This is a genomic window from Streptomyces sp. NPDC059832, from assembly GCF_042731715.1.
Lineage (GTDB): Bacteria > Actinomycetota > Actinomycetes > Streptomycetales > Streptomycetaceae > Streptomyces.
On the sequence record NZ_JBHWIY010000010.1, the window covers coordinates 207,145 to 228,089 of the forward strand.

At 69.7% G+C, this 20,945-nt stretch carries 16 protein-coding genes, 1 tRNA gene and 2 pseudogenes; 7 read left to right on the forward strand and 12 right to left on the reverse strand.

Features of this window, described 5'->3' with window-relative positions; all coding sequences use genetic code 11:
* Positions 1 to 59 precede the first annotated feature (59 nt).
* The 3 genes from ACFV8T_RS19995 (at position 60) to ACFV8T_RS20005 (ending at position 3,135) form a co-directional block, all read left to right on the forward strand.
* Complete coding sequence (locus ACFV8T_RS19995; protein ID WP_385329070.1) at positions 60 to 857, forward strand: trans-aconitate 2-methyltransferase; 798 nt, start codon at positions 60 to 62, stop codon at positions 855 to 857.
* A complete protein-coding gene (locus ACFV8T_RS20000) occupies positions 857 to 1,219 on the forward strand; it encodes a VOC family protein (protein WP_385329071.1) in 363 nt (120 codons plus the stop codon). Before ACFV8T_RS19995 ends, ACFV8T_RS20000 begins: the two co-directional genes overlap by 1 nt.
* 65 nt (positions 1,220 to 1,284) lie before the next feature.
* A complete protein-coding gene (locus tag ACFV8T_RS20005; protein ID WP_385329072.1) occupies positions 1,285 to 3,135 on the forward strand; it encodes an RHS repeat-associated core domain-containing protein in 1,851 nt (616 codons plus the stop codon).
* Between the two features lie 1,601 nt (positions 3,136 to 4,736).
* Here ACFV8T_RS20005 and ACFV8T_RS20010 read toward each other — a convergent pair.
* The 3 genes from ACFV8T_RS20010 to ACFV8T_RS20020 form a co-directional block, all read right to left on the reverse strand.
* Positions 4,737 to 5,039: a transposase gene (locus ACFV8T_RS20010; RefSeq protein WP_385329275.1), complete on the reverse strand. Its 303-nt coding sequence runs from the start codon at positions 5,037 to 5,039 to the stop codon at positions 4,737 to 4,739.
* Between the two features lie 305 nt (positions 5,040 to 5,344).
* Positions 5,345 to 6,031, reverse strand: coding sequence for a TetR family transcriptional regulator (locus ACFV8T_RS20015; protein ID WP_384750292.1), 687 nt, complete (start codon positions 6,029 to 6,031; stop codon positions 5,345 to 5,347).
* The gene (locus ACFV8T_RS20020; protein WP_385329074.1) at positions 6,028 to 7,029 is read right to left on the reverse strand and encodes an acyl-CoA desaturase; all 1,002 of its coding nucleotides are present in this window, start codon (positions 7,027 to 7,029) and stop codon (positions 6,028 to 6,030) included. Before ACFV8T_RS20020 ends, ACFV8T_RS20015 begins: the two co-directional genes overlap by 4 nt.
* Before the next feature lie 323 nt (positions 7,030 to 7,352).
* Between ACFV8T_RS20020 and ppc the strand changes: the two genes are divergently transcribed.
* Positions 7,353 to 10,082: a phosphoenolpyruvate carboxylase gene (gene ppc, locus ACFV8T_RS20025; RefSeq protein ID WP_385329075.1), complete on the forward strand. Its 2,730-nt coding sequence runs from the start codon at positions 7,353 to 7,355 to the stop codon at positions 10,080 to 10,082.
* A gap of 28 nt (positions 10,083 to 10,110) precedes the next feature.
* On the opposite strand, the gene ACFV8T_RS20030 is transcribed toward ppc, so the two are convergent.
* From ACFV8T_RS20030 to ACFV8T_RS20060, 7 genes and pseudogenes are all read right to left on the reverse strand, one after another.
* Positions 10,111 to 10,581: a hypothetical protein gene (locus ACFV8T_RS20030; RefSeq protein WP_385329076.1), complete on the reverse strand. Its 471-nt coding sequence runs from the start codon at positions 10,579 to 10,581 to the stop codon at positions 10,111 to 10,113.
* A gap of 111 nt (positions 10,582 to 10,692) precedes the next feature.
* Positions 10,693 to 11,286, reverse strand: a complete 594-nt coding sequence (pth, locus tag ACFV8T_RS20035; RefSeq protein WP_385329078.1) for an aminoacyl-tRNA hydrolase — start codon at positions 11,284 to 11,286, stop codon at positions 10,693 to 10,695.
* A gap of 119 nt (positions 11,287 to 11,405) precedes the next feature.
* Positions 11,406 to 11,990 carry a 50S ribosomal protein L25/general stress protein Ctc gene (locus ACFV8T_RS20040; protein ID WP_385329079.1) on the reverse strand — a complete coding sequence of 195 codons (585 nt, stop codon included), beginning with the start codon at positions 11,988 to 11,990 and terminating at the stop codon, positions 11,406 to 11,408.
* Between the two features lie 182 nt (positions 11,991 to 12,172).
* Positions 12,173 to 13,147, reverse strand: a complete 975-nt coding sequence (locus tag ACFV8T_RS20045) for a ribose-phosphate diphosphokinase (protein ID WP_030976866.1) — start codon at positions 13,145 to 13,147, stop codon at positions 12,173 to 12,175.
* Between the two features lie 120 nt (positions 13,148 to 13,267).
* A complete protein-coding gene (glmU, locus tag ACFV8T_RS20050; protein WP_385329080.1) occupies positions 13,268 to 14,716 on the reverse strand; it encodes a bifunctional UDP-N-acetylglucosamine diphosphorylase/glucosamine-1-phosphate N-acetyltransferase GlmU in 1,449 nt (482 codons plus the stop codon).
* Between the two features lie 109 nt (positions 14,717 to 14,825).
* A tRNA-Gln gene (locus ACFV8T_RS20055) sits at positions 14,826 to 14,897 on the reverse strand.
* 32 nt (positions 14,898 to 14,929) lie between these two features.
* A pseudogene (locus tag ACFV8T_RS20060) lies at positions 14,930 to 15,491 on the reverse strand (hypothetical protein); the annotation flags it as partial.
* A gap of 155 nt (positions 15,492 to 15,646) precedes the next feature.
* Between ACFV8T_RS20060 and ACFV8T_RS20065 the strand changes: the two are divergent.
* Complete coding sequence (locus tag ACFV8T_RS20065) at positions 15,647 to 16,963, forward strand: sensor histidine kinase (protein ID WP_385329081.1); 1,317 nt, start codon at positions 15,647 to 15,649, stop codon at positions 16,961 to 16,963.
* 175 nt (positions 16,964 to 17,138) lie between these two features.
* Here the strand turns inward: ACFV8T_RS20065 and ACFV8T_RS20070 are convergent, their stop codons facing one another.
* Together ACFV8T_RS20070 and ACFV8T_RS20075 are read right to left on the reverse strand one after the other, a co-directional pair.
* On the reverse strand, positions 17,139 to 17,672 hold the full coding sequence (locus tag ACFV8T_RS20070; protein ID WP_385329083.1) for an SUKH-3 domain-containing protein: 534 nt from the start codon (positions 17,670 to 17,672) through the stop codon (positions 17,139 to 17,141).
* Between the two features lie 10 nt (positions 17,673 to 17,682).
* Positions 17,683 to 18,207 (reverse strand): YwqJ-related putative deaminase, encoded by a 525-nt coding sequence (locus ACFV8T_RS20075; protein WP_385329084.1) that lies wholly within the window; start codon positions 18,205 to 18,207, stop codon positions 17,683 to 17,685.
* 313 nt (positions 18,208 to 18,520) lie between these two features.
* Between ACFV8T_RS20075 and ACFV8T_RS20080 the strand changes: the two genes are divergently transcribed.
* Together ACFV8T_RS20080 and ACFV8T_RS20085 are read left to right on the forward strand one after the other, a co-directional pair.
* Positions 18,521 to 19,498, forward strand: a complete 978-nt coding sequence (locus tag ACFV8T_RS20080; RefSeq protein WP_266418322.1) for an SMI1/KNR4 family protein — start codon at positions 18,521 to 18,523, stop codon at positions 19,496 to 19,498.
* A 5-nt stretch (positions 19,499 to 19,503) separates the two neighbouring features.
* Positions 19,504 to 20,945: pseudogene (locus tag ACFV8T_RS20085) on the forward strand (hypothetical protein); the annotation flags it as partial.

Sequence of the window (20,945 nt, forward strand, 5' to 3'; positions counted from 1 at the left end):
GAAGTCTCTTGAATTCAAGTGTCTTGACATCAAGATATTTCTGCCGTGATCCTGACTCCATGACCTCACCCACCTGGGACCCGCAGCAGTACCTGCGCCACGCCGACCACCGCACCCGCCCCTTCCTCGACCTCCTCGCCCGCATCGCCGACCTCCCGGCCGCCCCCGCACCCCGTATCGCCGACCTCGGCTGCGGAGCGGGCAACGTCACCGCCCTGCTCGCCGACCGCTGGCCCGAGGCCCGGATCACCGGCTACGACAACTCCCCGCAGATGCTCGAACGGGCCCGCGCCCACGCCGGCCCCCGCCTGGACTTCGCCGAGGCCGACGCCACGACCTGGACCCCCGCCGAGCGTCACGACCTGATCGTCTCCAACGCCCTGCTCCAGTGGGTCCCCGACCACGCCGACCGCTTCCCGGACTGGCTGGACGCGATCACCCCCGGCGGCACGTTCGCCTTCCAGGTCCCCGGCAACTTCGACCAGCCCAGCCACGTCCTGATGCGGGAACTCGCCGGCTCCCCGCGCTGGCGCGACCGCCTGGCCGGCGAGCTGCGCCATGCCGACGCCGTGCTCGCCCCCACCGCCTACCTCGACGCGCTGACCGCCCCCGGCATCACGGCGGACGTCTGGGAGACCACCTACCTGCACCTGCTGCCCGGCGAGGACCCGGTGCTCGACTGGGTCAAGGGCACCGGCCTGCGCCCCGTCCTGACCGCCCTGGCCGACGACCCCGAGGCCCGCGACGCGTTCCTCGCCGAATACCGCGACCTGCTGCGCACCGCCTACCCCCGGGGCCCGCACGGCACCGTCTTCCCGTTCCGCCGCATCTTCGCCGTGGCCCGCAAGGAGAAGTGATGATCGCCGCCCTCGACCACGTACAGCTCGCCGCCCCGGAGGGTTCCGAGGGTGCCCTTCGTGCCTACTACGCCGACACCCTCGGCATGACGGAGATCCCCAAGCCCCCGGCCCTCGCGGCCCGCGGCGGCTGCTGGTTCCAGGCGGGCCCGGTCCAGCTCCACCTGGGCATCGAGCAGGACTTCCGCCCGGCCCGGAAGGCCCACCCCGGGCTGCGCGTCACGGACATCGAGGCGTACGCGGCCCGGCTGGCGGAGCGGGGCGCCGAGGTGCACTGGGACGGCGACCTGCCGGGACACCGGCGCTTCTTCAGCCACGACCCGGTGGGGAACCGGCTGGAGTTCCTGGAGCGGGTCGCCTGACGAGCAGCCGGGCTCAGTCGTACCAGGTGACGTTGCTGCTCGATCGCCACGAACACGGCCCAGGAGTGGATGAACACCCTCAGCGGAGCGAGGCGCTGCGTCTGCTGCGCGTTCGTCGTGGCCTCGAAAAGATGCTGAGTGAGCGCGGGAATGCGGCTGGGAGCGATCCGGGCGACCGCAGCCCGCAAGGCGTCGGGCGTGAGCTCAGGCATGGGGATCAGCGGTCAGTACGGGTTGTCGGGCTGTGCGCTCACGGTGCCCCCGGTGACGGTGCCGCCTACACCACGGCGACCGACGAGTTCAACGACCGCTACCAGCCCATCTCCACCACCGTCACCGTTCCGTCCCAGGCCGGCAACACCGCTGGCACGTACACCTGGACGTACGGCTACAAGGCCGAGACGGGCGCCCTGCTCTGGACGCTTAACCCTGCCGTCGGCAACGTTCCTTCGGAACGGGTCATCACCAACTACAACAGTGACGACCAGCCCTTCCGTACCAGTGGACAGAACGGGGCCCTGGTCGGCAACACCCTCTACGACGTGTTCAACCGCCCTTCCCGTCTGGAGTACGGCGCGACCCTCGGTAAGAAGGCCTACAAATCCCTGGCGTACGACGAGCACACGGGCCGGGTGGTACAGCAGACGACCGACCGTGACCTGGCGCCGCAACGTGTGGACGACACCACCTTTGCGTACGACCCGGCCGGCAACGTCACCGGAGTTACCACCGCCAGCGGCCGGGACGCCCAGAAGTCCGTGGACACCCAGTGCTTCACCACCGACCCGCTGGGCCGCCTCACTGAGGCATGGACAGCGAAGGCCGACTGTGCCCCCACCGGTCCGACCGCGACCGCGATCGGAGGCCCCGACGCGTACTGGCAGAGCTACGGCTACGACAAGCTCGGCAACCGCACCAGCCAGACCGACCACGCCACCGACACCGCCGGTACGGATATGACCACCGACTACACCCACCCCGCTTCCAGCTCGAAGCGCCCCCACGCGGTCCAGCAGACCAAAGTCACCGGTGGCCCCGACAACGGTCGCACCACCTCCTTCGAGTACGACAACAACGGCAACACCACCAAGCGCACCACCGGCTCAAATGTCCAGGACCTGAAGTGGGACGCCGAGGGCCACCTCGCGACCCTCACCGAGGCCGGCAAGACCAGCAGTTACGTCTACGACGCCGACGGCAACCGGCTCATCGCCAAGAACGCAGACGGCTCCAGCACCCTCACGCTGCCCCAGGGCAACGAACTCACCGTGGCCGCCAACGGCACCAAGACCGGCACTCGCTACTACGCGCACAACGGCGAATCCGTGGCCGTCCGCACGGGGGCGACCACCTCGTACCTCATCAGCGACCACCAGGGCACGGCGATGACCGCCATCACGGTCGGAACTCTCGCCCTCACCCGCCGCAAGCAGCTCCCCTTCGGACAGCTCCGCACCACTCAGTCGGCAGCGTTCGGAACCCGAGGCTTCGTCGGCGGCACCAACGACCCCACCGGCCTCACCCACCTCGGCGCCCGTGAATACGACCCCACCCTCGGCCGCTTCCTCTCCGTCGACCCCGTCATCGACATCAACGACCCGGCGCAGATGAACGCGTACAGCTACGCCCACAACAGCCCCCTCACCAAGTCCGACCCGGATGGTCTCCGCCCCGACGGCCCGGCGGGAGGTGCTTCGTACAACGACGATGCCTGGGCACGGGACCGCGGCATGAACGCCGGCTACACCCTGAAGGGCAGCAAGTGGGTCTGGCACCAGACACCCAAGAAGGACCCGGAATCCCAGTTCCTCTACGCTGCGTACCGCCAGAACACCAGCGGCTACCTGATCAACGACTACTACGCGAAGCAGCGGGCGAACAAGGCGGCGCAGTACCGGGCGCAGGCCGCAGCATAGTTACTGGTCCCAGGAAGGGTGGATTGCCGCTTCTGTGGAATCGTGGTGGATTCCTTCCTTAGGTATTCGTCGCCTTCAAAGCGACAGGCGCAAAGCCGCTACGGCTTTGCGCCTGCCGTGCTCCCGCATTGGAGTTCCTGCATCCGCGAGTGAATTAGGGTCAAGAATGAATAAAGTGCATTGCTCGACGCGTCATCACGTAGATTTGGATCGCGTTGGATCCGCGAATGGCGTGAATGGTCGCATTTCCTTTTGGGGAGTTTTGGGCGGGTGTCGCGTGCCTCTAATTCTTTGGGTGGCGATAGCGGTAATCATCGGAATCTTGTTGAGCTGGAAAGCTGCGACAGTTATTGCAGTTTTGTTTGCTGCCCTGTGTCTTATATCTTTCCTTCTGAATGGGTTGAAGGGGCACACAATGAGGTGTAGTGCACTGAGGTCCGTTTCGGGGACCCTTCGGATGGCGGACTACATCTCCTGAACATCGGGCAACGGTGCACCTGCCTCGGGTGCGGCTCGAGCAGCAAGGCATCTGCCGCAAACGCACGTACTCGCGGGGCTTTCTCAAAGCCCGGTTGGCCCAGCGACTGGGGGCAACGAGGAGACACTGCTTAGCCCACCCTGCTGGCCAGGTACCGAGCCCTGGCCGGTACCTGGCGGCCGCACAGTGTGGTCTATCGGCCGTTGCGCGACTGGGCCGACGATCTGCTGAACCCGCTCACGTGCACAGGCGAGAAGCCGGGCGTCCAGCAGTTCGACGAACTGCGCAGCACGCCAGCGACCCGATGTCGATAAGCATGCGATCTGCTCGTCGTCGACGGGGTGCTGCCGCTCCGTGACGAGTACCTCAGCCTACTGCTCCGGCGTCATGGCTTCGCTGGCCTGGCCAGCCGCAACAGCGCCCGTCTCGCCTTGGCCTCCTACCTGCCTGCATTTGTGCTTGTCGACCGGGTTCTCATTTCGCAACGGGATCACAAAAGGCGTTGAGGGGGTGGGCACTCGGGTTGAGCGCTGCTTGAATGCTCCAGTGATCGAACTAGTGGGTCTCCTCGTAGCGGCAGGGTTGACGACGTGGCTGTTTCGCCGGAAGGTGAAGCAACGTGCAGACAGTGCGACTCAGGGAAATGTGATCAAGGTTCCCTGTATGTTCAGGCATCCCTCGCTTGAAGGCCGATGGCTCCGGGGGCGGATGTTGATTGGCCCTTCCACGATGGCTTGGGAGCCCCGCACTAGGGCCGGTGCGGCAGTATCACTTCCGGCAGGGGTGCGGCAGGTCGGCCTGCGTTCACCTTTGCTGCGCGAAGCAATGAAGATCAATGGTGGGTCCAGGATCGTTGAGTGCACCTCCTCCGAAGGTGCTGTTCTCATTGCCGTGATGCCGAATGAGTTGGATCACGTACTCACTGCCCTGAGCAGGAACGGAGCCGAGTAGGACCGACCGACAGTAGGCGTCGCTGAGCCATGCTCAAGACCTGCGAATCGGCCTCGGGAGCAGAGCTTCGGCGCAGTCGGCGGGGGCCGTTTTGTGATCACGCGATACCGAGGGGTCGGCGGGGCGTCGCGCGCATTGCGGCGAAGGCGGGCCGCGATGCTCTTGACGCCGCTCAGCCGCAGGGCGCCGATGGTGAGGTTGCGGCAGGTCGCCATGGTGGGGGCGCGTTGCCGGTCCGCAACTGGGAAGCGCCCTCGCCGAAGGTGGTGTCCCTCGCATCGTGCAGGGCTTCGATCTTCCAGTGGTCGCGGATTAGCGTCGCGAGCTGGGCGGGGGTGGCCTGCTCGGTGGTCAGGCTGGTGACGGCGTAGACAGTGGTGATGGTGGTCTTGCCGGTTTTGCGGTCGGTGCGGCGGCGCTTGATCTGGACGGCCTGGCGGGTGCTGGGGAAGAGCAGGTTGTTGACGGTGACCACCTTAATGCGGCGGATCTCGTGGCGGCCGTGGCCGGTGCCGCGCGTGTGACCCTGTTCAGACGAATGTCTTCTATCGGCGCAGTCCGGTGGTGGACACCTGGAATCTGCAGATCATCCAGTGAGTCCTTCTCGGCAACGTGATAGACGCGGTGTGTGATGGTCCGGCGGTGGTTGTTGCAGCGACGGCCGACCTGGGGCCAGAAGCATGTGTGGCCCCTGACAGGAACAGGCCGAGGAGGCCGGGAACAGTGCTCCACCTGCCCCGTTCGAGGTGAAAGAGCTGAACGGGTGGCCGGCCCCCCCGTTCAGCTCTTGCGGTGCCCTATCAGCCTCGGCTTCGCCTCCAGGTTCTCCAGGCCGTGCCAGGCCAGGTTCACCAGGTGGGCGGCTACCTCCGACTTCTTCGGCTTGCGGGCGTTGACCCACCACTGGCCGGTCAGGGCGACCATGCCGACCAGCGCCTGTGCGTACAGGGGGGCCAGCTTCGGGTCGAAGCCGCGGGCCTTGAACTCCAGGCCCAGGATGTCCTCCACCTGGGTGGCGATGTCGCTGATCAAGGAGGCGAAGGTGCCGGTCGACTGGGCCACGGGGGAGTCGCGGACCAGGATGCGGAAGCCGTCGGTGTACGTCTCGATGTAGTCGAGCAGGGCGAACGCCGCCTGCTCCAGGAGCTCGCGGGGGTGGCCCGCGGTCAGCGCGCTGGTGACCATGTCCAGGAGCTGGCGCATCTCGCGGTCGACCACGACGGCGTACAGGCCCTCCTTGCCGCCGAAGTGCTCGTACACGACCGGCTTGGAGACACCGGCGCGGGAGGCGATCTCCTCGACCGAGGTGCCCTCGAAGCCCTTGTCGGCGAAGAGCGTGCGACCGATGTCCAGCAACTGCTCGCGGCGTTCCTTGCCGGTCATCCGCACCCTGCGGGTACGCCGGGGGGAGGAGGGACGGTTTTTCTCGCTGCTGGTACTGGAGTCGGTCGCCACGTCGTCAATCATGCCGCGTCGGCGCGCTCGGGGACGCGCCGGGAGTCGATACGGCGGGACTCGATCCGGGCGGCGTCCGGCCAGCGCACGTCACGCGCCCAGTCCAGCTTCTCGAACCAGCGGATCAACCGGGCACTCGAATCGATCTGCCCCCTCATCACACCGTGCCGGGCGCTCGTCGGATCGGCGTGGTGCAGGTTGTGCCACGACTCCCCGCAGGACAGGACCGCCAGCCACCACACGTTCCCGGACCGGTCGCGCGACTTGAAGGGCCGCTTGCCGACCGCGTGGCAGATCGAGTTGATCGACCAGGTGACGTGGTGCAGCAGGGCCACCCGGACCAGCGAGCCCCAGAAGAAGGCCGTCGCCGCCCCCCACCACGACATCGTCACCAGACCGCCGACCAGCGGCGGGAACGCCAGCGACAGGGCCGTGAAGGTCATGAAGTGGCGGGAGATGCCACGGAGCGCCGGGTCCTTGACCAGGTCCGGGGCGTACTTCTGCTGCGAAGTCTGCTCCTCGTCGAACATCCAGCCGATATGGGCCCACCACAGGCCCTTCATCAGGGCGGGCAGACTCTCACCGAAGCGCCACGGCGAGTGCGGGTCGCCCTCCGCGTCGGAGAAACGGTGATGCTTGCGGTGGTCGGCCACCCAGCGCACCAGCGGGCCCTCCACGGCCAGCGAACCGGCGACCGCGAGAGCGATGCGGAGCGGGCGCTTCGCCTTGAAGGAGCCATGCGTGAAATAGCGGTGGAAACCGATCGTGATGCCGTGGCAGCCGATGAAGTACATCGTCACGAGCAGGCCCAGATCGAGCCAGCTCACGCCACGGCCCCAGGCCAGCGGCACCGCCGCGACCAGCGCCACGAACGGCACCACGATGAACAGCAGAAGGGCGATCTGCTCGATCGACCGCTTGTTGTCCCCGCCGAGCGTGGCGGAGGGAAGGGTCTGGCCGTCAGCCGCCGGTGGCTGGGCGTCGTCGATCGCAGCGGGGCTGGTGTTCATGGGGAGTCCCCTGGGGATGAGGAATACGACGGATAGCTCTGGCTACGGTTCCGTAACCTACGGCAACGTAAGTATGGCAGCGCGGAGGCCCGCTGCACGAGAGCGCGACGGGCCGCCCAAGAAGGGGAAACCCGATCGGGCCGCGAGCGGCGCCGACGAAGTGGACACCTATCCTGGTGGGGTCGGACAGCGCGGTCCGCACTCTGCTTTCCCGGGGTGGCGTCAGCACCGCTGCCGGTCGTGGCCCCGGAGACCCCTGTGGCCGCTGCCTGCCGCGGCCCCGGAGAACCCCCGTGCTCAACCACTGCAAGGAGCCGCACACTGTGAGCAGTGCCGACCAGACCCCCGCCGCCAGCCCCGAGCTGCGCGCCGACATCCGCCGCCTCGGCGACCTGCTGGGCGAGACCCTCGTACGCCAGGAGGGCCAGGAACTCCTCGACCTCGTCGAGCGCGTCCGCGCCCTGACCCGCACCGACGGCGAAGCCGCGGCCCAGCTCCTCGGCGACACGGACCTGGAGACCGCCGCGCAGCTCGTGCGCGCCTTCTCCACCTACTTCCACCTCGCCAACGTCACCGAGCAGGTCCACCGCGCCCACGAGATGCGCGACCGCCGCGCCGCCGAGGGCGGGCTCCTCGCCCGCACCGCCGACCGGCTCAAGGACGCCGACCCCGTCCACCTGCGCGAGACCGTCAAGAACCTCAACGTACGACCCGTCTTCACCGCACACCCGACCGAGGCCGCCCGGCGCTCCGTGCTGAACAAGCTCCGCCGCATCGCCGCGCTCCTGGAGACGCCCGTCGTCGACGCCGACCGGCGCCGCCAGGACCTCCGGCTCGCCGAGAACATCGACCTCATCTGGCAGACCGACGAACTGCGCGTGGTCCGCCCCGAGCCCGCCGACGAAGCCCGCAACGCCATCTACTACCTCGACGAACTGCACGCCAACGCCGTCGGCGACGTACTTGAGGACCTGGCCGCCGAACTCGGACGCGTCGGCGTCGAACTGCCCGCGGGCACCCGCCCGCTCACCTTCGGCACCTGGATCGGCGGCGACCGCGACGGCAACCCCAACGTGACGCCCGCCGTCACCTGGGAAGTGCTGATCCTCCAGCACGAACACGGCATCACCGACGCCCTCGAACTCATCGACCACCTGCGCGGACTGCTCTCCAACTCCATCCGCTACACCGGTGCCACCGACGAACTGCTGACCTCGCTCGAAGCCGACCTGGAACGCCTCCCCGAGATCAGCCCGCGCTACAAGCGGCTGAACGCCGAGGAGCCCTACCGCCTCAAGGCCACCTGCATCCGGCAGAAGCTCGTCAACACCCGCGAGCGCCTTGCCACCGGCACCCCGCACCGCCCCGGCTGCGACTACCTCGGCACCGCCGAGCTCCTCGCCGACCTGGAACTCATCCAGACCTCACTGCGCGAGCACCGCGGCGGACTCTTCGCCGACGGGCGGATGGACCGCACCATTCGCACCCTGGCCGCCTTCGGCCTCCAGCTCGCCACCATGGACGTCCGTGAACACGCCGACGCCCACCACCACGCGCTGGGCCAGCTCTTCGACCGGCTCGGCGAGGAATCCTGGCGCTACGCCGACATGCCCCGCGACTACCGGCAGAAGCTCCTCGCCAAGGAACTCCGCTCCCGTCGCCCGCTCGCCCCGACCCCGGCCCCGCTCGACGCCGCCGGCGAGAAGACCCTCGGCGTCTTCCACACTGTCAAGGAAGCCTTCGAGCGCTTCGGCCCCGAAGTCATCGAGTCCTACATCATCTCGATGTGCCAGGGCGCCGACGACGTCTTCGCCGCCGCCGTACTCGCCCGCGAGGCCGGCCTGATCGACCTGCACGGTGGCTGGGCCAAGATCGGCATCGTGCCGCTCCTGGAGACCACCGACGAGCTGCGCGCCGCCGACGTCATCCTCGACGAGATGCTCGCCGACCCGTCGTACCGCCGTCTGGTCTCGCTGCGCGGAGACGTGCAGGAGGTCATGCTCGGCTACTCCGACTCCTCCAAGTTCGGCGGCATCACCACCTCCCAGTGGGAGATCCACCGCGCCCAGCGCCGCCTTCGCGACGTCGCCCACCGCTACGGCGTACGGCTGCGGCTCTTCCACGGCCGCGGCGGCACCGTCGGCCGCGGCGGCGGCCCCTCGCACGACGCGATCCTCGCGCAGCCGTGGGGCACGCTGGAGGGCGAGATCAAGGTGACCGAGCAGGGCGAGGTCATCTCCGACAAGTACCTCATCCCCGCGCTCGCCCGGGAGAACCTGGAGCTGACCGTCGCGGCCACCCTCCAGGCCTCCGCGCTGCACACCGCGCCCCGCCAGTCCGACGAGGCCCTCGCCCGCTGGGACGCCGCGATGGACACGGTCTCCGACGCGGCGCACGCGGCCTACCGCAAGCTCGTCGAGGACCCGGACCTGCCCGCGTACTTCTTCGCGGCCACCCCGGTCGACCAGCTCGCCGACCTCCACCTGGGCTCCCGCCCGTCCCGCCGCCCCGACTCGGGCGCCGGACTTGACGGACTGCGGGCCATCCCGTGGGTCTTCGGCTGGACCCAGTCCCGCCAGATCGTGCCCGGCTGGTACGGCGTCGGCTCCGGCCTCAAGGCACTGCGCGAAGCCGGCCTGGACACCGTCCTGGACGAAATGCACGAACACTGGCACTTCTTCCGGAACTTCATCTCCAACGTCGAGATGACCCTCGCCAAGACCGACCTGCGCATCGCCCGGCACTACGTCGACACGCTCGTCCCCGACGAACTGAAGCACGTCTTCGCCGACATCGAGGCCGAGCACGCACTCACCGTGCAGGAAGTCCTCAAGGTCACCGGCGGCACCGAACTGCTCGGCACCAGCCCCGTGCTCCAGCAGACCTTCGCCATCCGCGACGCCTACCTGGACCCGATCTCCTACCTCCAGGTCTCGCTGCTGGCCCGCCAGCGCGAAGCCGCGGCACGCGGCGAAGAGCCCGACCCGCTGCTCGCCAGGGCCCTGCTGCTCACCGTGAACGGTGTCGCCGCGGGCCTGCGCAACACCGGCTGATTCCACCCGGACACGGGTGCGGCCCCGCTCACAGTGCGAAGAATGTCGCCACGAGCAGGGCCGCACCCGCGATCCCCGTGCACCAGCCGGTCCGGGACAGCCGCAGGCCACCACCGATCACCAGCCCCGACAGCAACAGGGCACCGCCCAGCGGCACCCAGGCGTGCAGAAAGCCCGGTGTACCGGCACGCACCACATCATCCGTGCCCGGCTTCACCACGACGGGGAACCGGTCGCCCCTCCTCGCCGCGACGGACCTGTCGATCGTCACCCGGGAACGCGCGGCGGCCTGCCCCGACGGCGCGAACGGACCGGTACAGACATCGGCTCCGCAACCCGTCACGGTCATCGTGCCGTGCTCACGGCCTTTGGACAGAACTATGTGGTGCGCCTCGTTCCAGGACGACAGCACACCTGCCACCAGCAGCAGCAGGACGACACAGCCCATGGCGGCGTTGCGGGCGTAGACCAGGGCGCGGTGGGAGGAGCTCCGCTTCATGGGGAGCGATCCTTGGGCAGACCGGCACCACCGGTCAACTCGTGGCCGAAAATCGCCGGGGTACCGGCAGGAATGTCAGAGTTGTGCGCGCCACCGCCGTTGCCGCGGGCGTCAGGAGTTGTACGCGCTCTGCGCGCGCTCCAGGCCCTCCGCCAGCAGACACTCCACGGAGTCCGCAGCCCGGTCCACCATGTACGCGAGCTCCTTGCGCTCGGTGGACGAGAAGTCCTTCAGCACGAAATCCGCGACCTGCATCCGCCCCGGCGGCCGCCCGATCCCGAACCGGATCCGGTGATAGTCCGCACCCATCGACTTGGTCATCGACTTCAGCCCGTTGTGCCCGTTGTCGCCGCCACCCAGCTTCAGCCGGAGTGTTCCGTAGTCGATGTCCAGCTCGTCGTGGATCGCCACGATGTGGTCGGTCGGCACCTTGTAGAAGTCGCGCAGCGCCGTGACGGGACCGCCCGACAGGTTCATGTACGACATCGGCTTGGCCAGGATCACCCGTCGGCTCGCCGGGCCGGGCGGGCCCATGCGGCCCTCCACGACCTGCGCCTGCGCCTTCTGCGCCCGCTTGAACTTCCCGCCGATCCGCTCGGCCAGGAGATCGGCCACCATGAAGCCGACATTGTGCCGGTTCGCCGCGTACTCGGGACCGGGATTGCCGAGGCCCACGATGAGCCAGGGATCAGTGGCGTCGGACATCTCTGCTCGGTCTCCTCGCGTGCGACGGCTGGTTGCAGGGGGCTGATCACAGGGAAACGGGGCGGCGGGTCCTCGAACAAGGAACCGCCGCCCCGTCAGTCGAGCAGTGCGGGCGAGGCTCAGGCCTCGGCGCCCGCTTCGGCGGACTCGGCAGTCGGCTCCTCGGCCTGCGCGGCGACGACCTGGAGCACGACGGCGTCCTCGTCACCGGCCAGCACGGAGCCCTTCGGCAGCGGGATGTCCTTGGCGAGGACGGACGCACCGGCGTCCAGGCCCGCGACGGAGACCGTGACGGACTCGGGGATGTGGGTGGCCTCGGCCTCGACGAGCAGGGTGTTCTGCACGTACTCCAGGAGGTTGCCGCCCGGGGCCAGGTCGCCCTCGACGTGCACGGCGATCTCGACGTTGACCTTCTCGCCGCGCTTGACGGTCAGCAGGTCGACGTGCTCGATGTCGCCCTTGAGCGGGTTGCGCTGCACGGCCTTCGGGATGACCAGCGCGTCCTTGCCCTCGATCTCCAGACCGATCAGGACGTTGGCGGTCTTGAGCGCCATCATCAGCTCGTGACCCGGCAGGGTGACGTGAACCGGCTCGGCACCGTGGCCGTAGACGACCGCGGGAACCAGGTTGGCGCGGCGGGTGCGACGGGCGGCACCCTTGCCGAACTCGGTACGGACCTGGGCGGCGAGCTTGACCTCAGCCATGACTGCACTCCTCGTAAGGTGACGAAAATCGGACGGTCACCCGGCCCACGACAGGCCTGCTACGAAGAGCGCGTCGATAACGGACCGCCGTACACATGAGTACGGCCTCCCTCGCCGAGCAACTCGCTGAGTCTACCCGGCGGGGAGGCCGCCCCCAAAGTGGATCTTCGGTACCGCTGTTCCTACTGCTCCTCGAAGAGGCTGGTGACCGAGCCGTCCTCGAAGACCTCACGCACCGCACGCGCGATCGTCGGGGCGATCGACAGCACCGTGATCTTGTCGAGCTCCAGCTCGCCCGGGGTCGGCAGGGTGTCCGTGAACACGAACTCGCTGACCTTGGAGTTCTTCAGCCGGTCCGCGGCCGGGCCCGAGAGCACACCGTGCGTCGCCGTCACTATGACGTCCTCGGCGCCGTGCGCGAACAGGGCGTCGGCGGCGGCGCAGATGGTGCCACCGGTGTCGATCATGTCGTCGACCAGGACGCAGACCCGGCCCTTCACGTTGCCGACGACCTCGTGGACCGTCACCTGGTTGGCGACGTCCTTGTCCCGGCGCTTGTGCACGATGGCGAGCGGGGCGTCCAGACGGTCGCACCAGCGGTCGGCGACCCGCACCCGGCCGGCGTCCGGGGAGACGATCGTCAGCTTCGAGCGGTCGACCTTGGCGCCGACGTAGTCGGCCAGGATCGGCAGCGCGAAGAGGTGGTCCACCGGGCCGTCGAAGAAGCCCTGGATCTGGTCCGTGTGCAGGTCGACGGTGAGGATGCGGTCGGCACCCGCCGTCTTCATCAGGTCGGCGACCAGACGGGCCGAGATCGGCTCGCGACCGCGGTGCTTCTTGTCCTGGCGGGCGTAGCCGTAGAACGGCACGATCACCGTGATGGAACGGGCCGAGGCGCGCTTCAGCGCGTCCAGCATGATGAGCTGCTCCATGATCCACTTGTTGATCGGAGCGGTGTGGCTCTGGATCAGGAAGCAGTCGGCGCCGCGGGCCGATTCCTGGAAGCGGACGTAGATCTCACCATTGGCGAAATCGAAGGCCTTCGTCGGCACGAGGCCGACACCCAGCTGGTGCGCAACCTCCTCGGCCAGCTCGGGGTGGGCGCGGCCGGAGAAGAGCATCAGTTTCTTCTCGCCGGTCGTCTTGATCCCGGTCACAGCACAGTCTCCTCAGACGTGTTCCTGGCGCTGCGCGCATGTGTCCCGATGCGCAACGAGCCAGCCGAAATGGGGTGAGCATCTATCACGGTACGCCGTGCGCGGCGCACCTGTTTCCGGTCAGCTTTCGCTGTCGCGCTCCGATGCGGCGGCCTGAGCCGCCTGTGCGGCGCCGCTTCCCGGACGCTTGCGGGCCACCCAACCCTCGATATTCCTTTGCTGGCCGCGGGCGACGGCCAGCGAACCGGGCGGTACGTCCTTGGTGATGACCGAGCCGGCCGCGGTGTAGGCGCCGTCCCCGACCGTGACGGGCGCCACAAACATATTGTCCGACCCGGTACGGCAGTGGGAGCCGATCGTGGTGTGGTGCTTGGCCACGCCGTCGTAGTTCACGAAGACGCTGGCGGCACCGATGTTGGTGTGGTCGCCGATCGTCGCGTCGCCGACGTAGCTCAGGTGCGGGACCTTGGTGCCCTCGCCGATCGTGGCGTTCTTCATCTCCACGTACGTACCGGCCTTGGCCTTCGTGCCGAGCGTGGTGCCGGGCCGCAGATAGGCGTACGGACCGACCGTCGCGCCCTCGCCGACCTCGGCCCGGTCCGCGACCGTGTTGTCCACGCGCGCGCCCGCGCGGACGACGGTGTCCGTGAGCCGGGTGTTGGGGCCGACCTCGGCGTCCTCGCCGAGATGCGTGGTGCCGAGCAGCTGGGTGCCCGGGTGCACGATCGCGTCCCGCTCGTAGGTGACGGTGGCGTCGATCAGCGTGGACGCCGGGTCCACGACGGTCACACCGGCCAGCATGGCCCGCTCCAGCAGCCGCTGGTTCAGCAGCCGCCGGGCCTCGGCCAGCTGGACCCGGTTGTTGATGCCGAGGATCTCGCGGTGGTCCCCGGCCACCGAGGCGCCGACCCGGTGCCCGGCCTCGCGCAGGATGGAGAGGACGTCGGTGAGGTACTCCTCGCCCTGGCTGTTGTCGGTACGGACCTTGCCGAGGGCGTCGGCGAGCAGCCGGCCGTCGAAGGCGAAGACCCCGGAGTTGATCTCCCGGATCTCGCGCTGGGCGTCGGTGGCGTCCTTGTGTTCGACGATCTCGGTGACCGCGCCGTCGGCCGGGTCGCGGACGATGCGGCCGTAGCCGGTGGAGTCCGGGACCTCGGCGGTCAGCACGGTGACGGCGTTGGAGTCGGCCGTGTGAGTGGCGGCGAGCGCGACGAGCGTCTCGCCGGAGAGCAGCGGGGTGTCGCCGCAGACGACGATCACGGTGCCGTCGACGGTGCCGCCCAGCTCGTCGAGACCGACACGCACGGCGTTGCCGGTGCCCTTCTGCTCGGTCTGGTGGGCGGTCCGCAGTCGGTCGTCGACGGCGTCGAGGTGCGCGGTGACCTGTTCGCTGCCGTGGCCGACGACCACGACCAGGTGCTCGGGGTCCAGCTCGCGGGAGGCGGCGACGACATGTCCGACGAGCGAGCGCCCGGAGATCTCGTGCAGGACCTTGGGGGTCTTCGACTTCATGCGGGTGCCCTCACCCGCTGCGAGGACGACGACGGCTGCCGGGCGTTCGGAGCTCACAGAAATGCCCTTCGGCTTCGGGTGGTGGACACCCGAAGGATACCGGGGGGGTATGGGGCAGGCATGGGTGCGGGCCCCGACCTCGGAGGTCGGGGCCCGCACACGGAGGCTCCCCTGCCAGGACTCGAACCCGGACAAATAGCACCAAAAGCTACTGTGCTGCCAATTACACCACAGGGGAACAAGGCCGACTATCCGGACATGTCGTCCGGTCGCTGCACCGGCACCCAACACTATGCCGTACCAAGTGCCTTCTACGCGACGATAAAGTCCGCGCTCTTGGTGACGTAGATGATCAGGCAGCCGCGGTAGGTCACGGTGGTGTTCTTGCGAGTGGTCCTGGGGTTGTGCCTCTTCAGGGTCGCCTTCTGGAACGAGGAGGCGGGGACGCCTGCGGGCTCGGCCCGGAATTGCTCGGCTCCGACGGCATCCCCCCGACTCGTGGATGCTGACCCGGAGGCGCATGTGTTCCCGTGGGACCTCAAGCGGTTCGAGCCGGCGTAGGTACAGCGTGATCACGTTGGGGCCTGGATCCGGTCGTACGTCATGCCTGGCTGCGCAGCTCCCGCGCCTTCTCTCGGAGGTCGTCCTTGGCGCGCGGGCGTTTCGTCCACTCCGGAGCCGGTTCGCCTTTGACCGGGCGGCCCAGGATGTCGTTGTTGTGGATGGGTAACCGGTCGCGGCTCTGCCGGAGGCCGAGGCCCTCCCTGCGCAGAGCGACGACCTGCTCGCGCAGGTCTTCGAAGTTGGCGTACTTGCTCGTGATTTCCGTCATGCGACGGGCGTCGTCCGGAATGCGGACGTCCGGTGCGAAAGGCTGCTCGCTTCGCCATTTCAAGCGATAAGTGGTTGTTCCGTCTCTGTTCGGCGGACGCACGTGCTGTCCAGGTCGTCCGAAAATGAGGTGCGGTCGCCCGTAGGGTGGACGGCATGACCGCAACGGGGGCAGACCGGGAAGCGGCGGGGTCGACCACCCGCGGCTACTGGTGGTGGGAGCGGCGGCGCAGTGTCGCCCTGGATGTGGGGCTCGCGCTCCTGTCGGCGCTGGAGTGTGCGCTGGAGGGGGTGGAGTTCGCCAGGGACACCGGGTTGCCGGTGCCGGTGGGTGTGCTGTTCGGGCTGCTCGCGGGGTCGGTCCTGGTGTTGCGGCGGCGCTGGCCGATCGCGGTGGTGCTGGTGGCGGTCGCGACCACACCGGCCGAGATGGGCTTCCTGATGGGCCTGGTCGGCCTCTACACGCTGGCCGCCTCCGACGTGCCGCGAAGGATCACCGCGGTGCTGATGGGGATGTCCTTCGCGGGGACGCTCATCGTCACGTACGTACGGCTGCGGCAGAGCGTCTCCCAGCAGGACGATTTCGGGCCGGGCGACTGGTACGTACCGCTGATCTCGCTCTTCATGTCGCTCGGGCTCACCGCGCCGCCCGTGCTGTTCGGCCTCTACATAGGGGCCCGGCGGCGGCTGATGGAGAGCCTGCGGGAGCGGGCGGACTCGCTGGAGCGGGAGTTGTCGCTGCTCGCCGACCGGGCGGAGGAGCGGGCCGAGTGGGCGCGTACGGAGGAACGCCACCGGATCGCCCGCGAGATGCACGACGTGGTCGCCCACCGGGTGAGTCTGATGGTCGTGCACGCCGCCGCGCTCCAGGCCGTCGCGCCGAAGGATCCGGCGAAGGCGGTGCGCAACGCGGCGCTGGTCGGCGACATGGGCCGGCAGGCGCTGACGGAGCTGCGGGAGATGCTCGGGGTGCTGCGGGCGGGGGAGTCGGTGACGGCCCGGCCGGCCTCGGTGCCGCTGGCCTCGGTCGGTCAGGCGGCTGCCGCCGCGGCTGCCGCCGCCACGGAGGACGGGCCGCGGCTGCATGAGGTGGAGGTCCTGGTGGGGGAGTCCAGGGCGGCGGGGATGACGGTGGAGCTGTCGGTGGACGGTGAGGCGCGCGCGTATCCGCCCGAGGTCGAGCAGACGGCGTACCGGGTGGTGCAGGAGGCTCTGACGAACGTGCACAAGCATGCGGCGGGCGCGAAGACGTGGGTGCGGCTGGCGCACCGGGACGCGGAGGTCGCGATGCAGGTGGAGAACGGACCGTCGGACGCGGCGACGGCGGACGCGGGGCTGCCGAGCGGGGGCAATGGCCTGGTCGGTATGCGGGAGCGGGTGCTGGGGCTCGGCGGTGTCTTCGTCTCGGGTCCGACGGATGCGGGCGGCTTCCGGGTGTCGGCGGTGCTGCCGGCTCAGGGGGCGGCGGCCTGATCCGTGGGACCGGCGGGGCGGGGCCCGGCCGGTCCTGCGGGGGGCGGTGCGCGGGTTCGGGGCCCGCGCCCTGCGATGCACCGCATCAGCCGCCGCGCCCTGTCCGACCCCGATCCGCCGGGCCCCAGGCCCTGTCGTCAAACTGCCGTCTGCCGCGCGGCGTCTGACGACAGGACTAACCCGAGACGAGGCGCTCCGGCTGGATGCCCGCGATCAGGGTCGCCAGCGCCCGGTCGATGTCCGGGCCGAGGTACCAGTCGCCGGTGTGGTCGACGCTGTAGACGCGGCCTTCGGTGTCGATCGCCAGGACCGCCTGTCCGTCCCCTTCTTCGCCCAGGGGGCTGACCTCGGTCTCCAGTGCCCGGCCGAGGTCGCCGAGGGTGCGGGCGAGGTGGAGTCCGCTCAGCGGGTCGATGCGTACCGGGGCGGGTGCGATCTGGCGGCCCGGCGCGGACGCGGTGATGTGGAGTCCGCCGAATTCGGCCCAGGCCTCCACGGCCGCGGGGAAGACCGCGTGCTGGTGGCCGGCGGGCGAGGCGTGCGAGCGCAGTGCGTCGGCCCATTCCTCGGCCTGCCGGATGTCCCAGCGGCCGGGCTGCCAGCCCGCGGCGCGCAGGGCGGCGTCGACGGCGACGGGGAAGCGGGTGGAGGCGTTCCGGTCGCGGTCCGCGGGGCTCGTTTGTTCGGGTAGGTCGGTTCGGTCGTGCATCGGCGTGCGGTCAGCCCTTCTCGGCGGTGGTCGCCGCCCCGGTGGTCGTGAGGTCGACGGGACGTACGCCGAAGTGGGCGAGCATCGCCGCGCAGGAGCGGCACGGCGGCGCGTAGCTGCCGTGCATCGGGTCTCCGTCCTCACGGATGCGTCGTGCGGTGAGCCGCGAGTGCTTGAGGGCGCGCCGGGCCTCGCCGTTGGTCAGCGGCTTGCGCTGGGCGCGCTTGGAGCGGTTCGACTCCGCCGCGGTGAGCTGCCGGGAGAGCAGTATCGCCTCGGGGCAGCGGCCGGTGAAGCGTTCGCGCCGGCTGCTGGGGAGAGTGTCGAGGAAGTCCTGGACGAGTGGGTGCAGTACGGGGGGCTGGTCGCCCTTGCCCGCGGTGCAGGTGAGTGTCTCGCCGCGTACGGACAGGGCCGCCGCGACTGCGGGCAGGATGCCGTCGCGGCGGTGGTGCAGGCGGGGCGTGCGGCCGGCATCGGTGCTGCTCCAGCTGAGGCGCGGATCCCCGGATGTGACTGATTGTGTGGTGTGCATGGCGCTTTCCCTCCCGTGCCGCAGCGGTAGCTGCGCGGTGTGCACGCCCCCGAGTTGCGGTGACAGCCTGCCAAATGTCCCGGCTGGTGGGGAAGCTGGGGCAGTGAAACGTGTCTCGGTGTCGCCCGTCCGTGGCGGGGGCGTCGCTCGTCCGTCACGCCGGTGTGACGGTTCGTGACGGATGCGGAGGGGGAGGCGTAGGACAGGTCACATGGGCGAGACCCGCCCTTGCGCCACCGCATAGGCTGTGCCCGGACCGTCCCCCTTGGGCAGGCCGGTCCTCACCAGCCAGACGCAGCAGGGGGCAACCGCCATGACGACAGGTCGGCTCGGGCAGCAAGCCGCGCCACCGAACGCGGCCTACGCCGGGCAGCTCGTGCATTTCCCGGACCCGGTCCGGGCGTCCCGCCACCCCGGTGGTGTGCGCATGGACGAGAACGGCAGCCCGGACTTCGCACCGTACGCGCGTGCCGCCGCCGAGATCGCCGAGCCTCCGCAGGGCTTCGGCGTCGATGAGCTGCGGCTCACCGATTACGTGTCGGCCAATGCGGCGCTGGCGGCGAGCGGCCATGAGCTGTGGGACACGATCCCGGCGGTCGCCACTCCGCACGGCTGGACGTGGCACCACGTGCCCGGTGGCCGGCGGATGGAGCTGGTCCCGGTCGAGGTGAAGGCGCTGCTCAGACATCACGGTGGCCTTGCCGCCACGGCGGTCGACCACAACAAGCGGGGGACCCGCCCGTTGCAGGAGACCCGGCCCGCGCATTTCCGGCTGCCGAAGGGTGCCGTGGCGGTGACCGAGGCCCAGGTGCTGGGTGTCGAGGAGGACCTCGGCTATCGGCTGCCGGGTGCCTACCGTTCGTTCCTCAAGGCGGCGGGTGGTTCGGCGCCGGTCGGCGCTGCGCTCGACGCGGAGTTGGGGCTTCTGGTCGACCAGCCGTTCTTCACGGTGCGCGAGCAGGCCGCCGCGAACGACCTGGTGTACATCAACAAGTGCTTGCGCGATCACCTCACCAAGGACTTCCTGGGCGTCGGTTTCGTCCAGGGCGGCATCATCGCGGTGAAGGTGAAGGGCAACGGTGTCGGCTCGGTCTGGTTCTGCGCGTACGACGACGCCCGGGACCAGGACGGCTGGAACGTGCAGGAGCGGGTGGACCGGCTGTTGCTGCCGTGCGGCGGTGACTTCGATGCCTTCCTGCAGCGTCTGGCGGGCAATCCCCCGGAGCTGGAGACCGTGGCGAACCTGATGGTGGACGGCGGCTTCGCGCGGGCCGTCCCGGTGGAGGGGTGAGCGCGATGGTGACCTTTGCGCAGGCGCAGGAGCGCGCGGACGAGTGGATCAACGGCGATGTGCCCGCGTACCAGCACCGTGAGGTGCGGGTGCGGGAGTTCGAGCTGGGCTTCGTGGTGTGGGGCGAGGACCGCGCCGAGGGCCCGGTCTCGGACGGCGGCAGGCAGCGGCTGGTGATCGCCAGGGACAGCGGTGAGGCCACCTTGTGGCCGGGGCTGCCGGTGGGCGAGGTGATCCGGCGGTACGAGGAGGAGTACGGCGCCCACGCGGCGGCCGCGGCCGCTCCGGAGCCGCCGCAGCGCATCGACCTCAATCAGACGTCGTTCCTGTTGAGCCCCCCGGAGTGGCTCCAGGAAGCGGCCGACAAGCTGGGCATCCCGGACCGCCGGGAGAACCGGGGCCAGGACGCGGCGCCTCCGGCGGCGCCCTCGGCCCCTCCGGTCTCTCCTGCGCCGCCCGTCACGCCTGAGCCGCCCGTCTCTCCTGTTTCGCCCGCCTCCCCTGCCGCGCCTGTCGGTCAGGCGTCGCCGGGTTCGCACGGCGGGCAGGTCGCGTACGAGCCCACGGCCAACGACGGTGTCCCGGTATCCCCGCCGAACGTGCCCGTCGGGTCCACCCCCTGGGCCGGCACGGACACGAACGCGGGTTCCGACGACGGGGCGGTGCCGCTCCCGGCCACGGTGTTCGCGCCGCCGCTCTCGGGTGCCGACGACGACGGCACCCCGCCGCCGGTCGTTCCGGCCGATGCGCCGACCGCCCTGATGTCGGGCGGCAGTCAGCTGCCCCGGACGGCGATCGTGCCCGGTCTGCCCCCGCAGGGCGGCGCCCCGGGTGTTCCTCAGGGTGCTCCGGGCGCGGGTGCTCCGGGTCCGGGTGCTCCGGGTCTGAACGCTCCGGGTCCGGGTGCCGGTGACATCGCCGACGCGGCCACCAGCAAGGCCGTGGTGCCGCCGCGTGGTGCGCGTGGTGGCGGTCCGTCGACCCCGCCGCCGCCCGGTGCCCCCGGAACCCCGGGTGCCAGGCCGGGTCCGCCCGTGCCGCCGCCCTCGGGACCGGGTGCGCCCGGTGCTCCGGCGGGCGGGTACCTGCCGACCCAGCTCGCCCCTCAGGCGGGTCCGCCCGGTGCGCCGCTGCCGCCTCCGGGTCCGCCCGGTGCGCCGGGTGTGCCTGGTGCTCCGGTGCCGCCTCCGCCGCCTGGTTCGACGCCGCCGCCCGGTGGTGGGGTGCATCACGCGGCGACGATGCTGGCCGATCCGAGCATGGGTGGTCCGGGTGGGCTGCGGCCGCCGGGTCCTCCTGGTGCGCCTGGTGCGCCTGGTGCTCCGGTTGCTCCCGGTGCTCCGGTTGCTCCCGGTGTGCCTGGTGCTCCGGTGCCGCCTCCGCCGCCTGGTTCGACGCCGCCGCCCGGTGGTGGGGTGCATCACGCGGCGACGATGCTGGCCGATCC

Bases quoted from the DNA above. Each gene is read 5' to 3' on its own strand.
- ACFV8T_RS20065 (WP_385329081.1), top strand. From the start codon at position 15,647: ATGACCGCAACGGGGGCAGACCGGGAAGCGGCGGGGTCGACCACCCGC.
- ACFV8T_RS20070 (WP_385329083.1), bottom strand. From the start codon at position 17,672: ATGCACGACCGAACCGACCTACCCGAACAAACGAGCCCCGCGGACCGC.
- ACFV8T_RS20040 (WP_385329079.1), bottom strand. From the start codon at position 11,990: ATGGCTGAGGTCAAGCTCGCCGCCCAGGTCCGTACCGAGTTCGGCAAG.
- ACFV8T_RS20080 (WP_266418322.1), top strand. From the start codon at position 18,521: ATGACGACAGGTCGGCTCGGGCAGCAAGCCGCGCCACCGAACGCGGCC.
- ACFV8T_RS19995 (WP_385329070.1), top strand. From the start codon at position 60: ATGACCTCACCCACCTGGGACCCGCAGCAGTACCTGCGCCACGCCGAC.
- ACFV8T_RS20015 (WP_384750292.1), bottom strand. From the start codon at position 6,031: ATGATTGACGACGTGGCGACCGACTCCAGTACCAGCAGCGAGAAAAAC.
- pth (WP_385329078.1), bottom strand. From the start codon at position 11,286: ATGTCCGACGCCACTGATCCCTGGCTCATCGTGGGCCTCGGCAATCCC.
- ACFV8T_RS20020 (WP_385329074.1), bottom strand. From the start codon at position 7,029: ATGAACACCAGCCCCGCTGCGATCGACGACGCCCAGCCACCGGCGGCT.
- ACFV8T_RS20030 (WP_385329076.1), bottom strand. From the start codon at position 10,581: ATGAAGCGGAGCTCCTCCCACCGCGCCCTGGTCTACGCCCGCAACGCC.
- ACFV8T_RS20075 (WP_385329084.1), bottom strand. From the start codon at position 18,207: ATGCACACCACACAATCAGTCACATCCGGGGATCCGCGCCTCAGCTGG.
- ACFV8T_RS20000 (WP_385329071.1), top strand. From the start codon at position 857: ATGATCGCCGCCCTCGACCACGTACAGCTCGCCGCCCCGGAGGGTTCC.